We start from the raw sequence: 1,717 nt of genomic DNA on the forward strand, positions 1-1,717 counted from the left end.
CGATCGGCTTCCCGGTCTCTTCGACGATCCGGACAGCTCCCTCACGGAACTCCCGGTCGTACTTCTTCCGCTTCTCTGGCATCTCGATCCTCATTGTCGATGCCTCTACGGTCCGGGGGGAACCTCACTGGGCTTGCGGTCGTGCCAGTCGGTGTCGCTGTCGCGCTCATCCTGGTGCAGGGGCTGGGTCGTCGGTTCGTAGATCCACCAGAGGTTGCGCCACGGGTCGAGAGCGCGCGCGATCCGGTAGCCGCCGTAGAAGTCGCTGACGGGAGTCACGATGCGCCCTCCGGCCGCGACGGCCTTGTCCAGGCAGTCCTGGGCATCGGGGACATAGACCTGCAGGAAGGCCGGCGTGAAGGGCCAGTCGGGCTTGCGGTCGCACAGCATGATCGTGGCGTCGCCGATCGTGACCTCGGCATGGATGATCGAGCCGTCCCGATCGGGGGTGCGGACGTGGGCGGCTTCGTGCCCGTCGAACACGGACTCCACGAAGCGGATGAAGCCCATGGCGTCTGGAACGATGGCGAAGGGGTTGATGGTGTTGTGCCCGGTCGGGGGCGTCAAGGAAGGCATGTATACATAAAATATGAGCACATCGAGTGACGTCAAGTATCGCCAAGGTGCCAGCTTCCTCCTGGCGACCCTCGGGCGGCGCGCAGAGAGGGCATGGGCGACTCACCTGACAGGGCAGGGGATCACCACGGCCCAGTTCACTGCCATGGCTGCCCTCGCGGAAGGTGAACGTACGCAGGCACAGGTGGCAACCGCCATCGCGGTCGACCCACGGAACGTCGGTGCCACCATCAGGAAGCTCATCGAAGCGCGATGGGTCCAGGCTCGGCCGAACCCCGCCGATGCCAGGTCGCGACTTTTGAGCCTGACCCCCGAGGGGCGGCAGTGGTGGAATGACCTGCAACCCGGCCTGCGTCAGGGACGCAACGCCTTCTTCCACGCCCTGACCCCCGACGAGCTGACAGCGCTGGAGGCACTCCTTGGGAAGCTCGACGCCTCACATGCAGCGGACTCGATCAACGTCCCCGGTCAGTACACCTAGGCGGTGAAGCGTTGTTGTGCGGCTTGGCGACTGACGCCGAGGGCGGTGCCGATGATGGCCCAGGAGTCGCCGGCCTCGCGCGCGGCACGGACGGCGTCACGTAGGTCTTGTTCGGCAGTCTCAACGTTCTTCGCAGCGGCGCGAATCGCTCGGAAGCCGGCCGCGTCGCGCCCCGGATGAGTGGTGGGGCTAATGGTGTCGAGCCCCGTGGCGTCAGTGGAGTGAACGGTGCTCATCGTCATCACCTCAAGTAGTCGTAACGGGAGGGGTTTAGTGCGTCCGCGTGGATGATGCGTACCGGAGTGTCGGCCGGTACGGCGACCAGTTCACGCAGGGCTCCGTGGCGGTCGGGACCGATGATCAATAGGCGGTCCTCGCCGTCGTACTCGTACTCGACTAGGCGCAAGTGCGTTATCGAGGACGTAGGTGATGTCTTCGTCGCTCATGCCGTGCTTGCGAGCAGACGGAAGAATCTTCATGACGTCAACCATATCTTGACAATGCGGCACCGTCGAACGACTCGCCCAGTACCCCGTGTGGTTCCCCCCGAATCGTGGAGGACTTCCTATGCGGCCTCGGGCAGCGTAGCCGCGTTGCTGGTCTCGTAGTCGACGGGGCTCATCATGTTTGCTGAGCTGTGCCGACGGTCGTGGTTGTAGA

3 protein-coding genes are annotated in these 1,717 nt (G+C 64.4%); 1 reads left to right on the plus strand and 2 read right to left on the minus strand.

Annotation, left to right across the window (positions count from 1 at the left end):
* Window positions 1-105: 105 nt before the first annotated feature.
* Window positions 106-576 (minus strand): VOC family protein, encoded by a 471-nt coding sequence (locus tag GSY69_RS13725; protein ID WP_160954389.1) that lies wholly within the window; start codon window positions 574-576, stop codon window positions 106-108.
* Between the two features lie 13 nt (window positions 577-589).
* On the opposite strand from GSY69_RS13725, the gene GSY69_RS13730 reads away from it, so the two are divergent.
* Window positions 590-1,057: a MarR family winged helix-turn-helix transcriptional regulator gene (locus tag GSY69_RS13730; RefSeq protein ID WP_160954390.1), complete on the plus strand. Its 468-nt coding sequence runs from the start codon at window positions 590-592 to the stop codon at window positions 1,055-1,057.
* Here GSY69_RS13730 and GSY69_RS13735 read toward each other — a convergent pair.
* On the minus strand, window positions 1,054-1,299 hold the full coding sequence (locus GSY69_RS13735; RefSeq protein WP_160954391.1) for a hypothetical protein: 246 nt from the start codon (window positions 1,297-1,299) through the stop codon (window positions 1,054-1,056). The genes GSY69_RS13730 and GSY69_RS13735 overlap by 4 nt on opposite strands.
* Between the last annotated feature and the right edge of the window lie 418 nt (window positions 1,300-1,717).

It is taken from the genome of Brevibacterium rongguiense, from assembly GCF_009857845.1.
Lineage (GTDB): Bacteria > Actinomycetota > Actinomycetes > Actinomycetales > Brevibacteriaceae > Brevibacterium > Brevibacterium rongguiense.

Coding starts and splice junctions, on each gene's coding strand:
- GSY69_RS13725 (WP_160954389.1), bottom strand. CDS start 576: ATGCCTTCCTTGACGCCCCCGACCGGGCACAACACCATCAACCCCTTC.
- GSY69_RS13730 (WP_160954390.1), top strand. CDS start 590: ATGAGCACATCGAGTGACGTCAAGTATCGCCAAGGTGCCAGCTTCCTC.
- GSY69_RS13735 (WP_160954391.1), bottom strand. CDS start 1,299: ATGACGATGAGCACCGTTCACTCCACTGACGCCACGGGGCTCGACACC.